Source organism: Dellaglioa sp. CoH-57-MRSF-21 (assembly GCF_056781915.1).
In genome coordinates, this window is record NZ_JBXAXU010000192.1 from 1 (window position 1) to 270 (window position 270).

1 protein-coding gene is annotated in these 270 nt (G+C 43.3%); it reads right to left on the reverse strand.

The window, feature by feature from the left end:
- A partial coding sequence (locus tag AC1RPQ_RS08505; RefSeq protein ID WP_481762347.1) for a glycogen/starch/alpha-glucan phosphorylase occupies positions 1-270 on the reverse strand: 270 nt, incomplete at both ends.

Consider the following 270-nt stretch of genomic DNA (forward strand, 5'->3'; position numbering starts at 1 on the left):
CGGTAGAAATCTGTTCGCTGACATCTGCTGCCGCGAAGATCCATTCTGCGTTGGATACGCGGTAATCTTCGATAAATACGACTTTCAGCTTTCCATTGATGCTCAGGTCATTATTTACCACATCTGCTACAGAGTTGATCAGTTTGATGATCTCTTTTGCACGGACATATCCTGCGGAAGCTTTTGCACCGAAGATAAATGTTCTCGGATAGAAGGACATCTCCGGATGTTCTTTGATCTGGTTGTACAGATACATTACATGCAGAATGT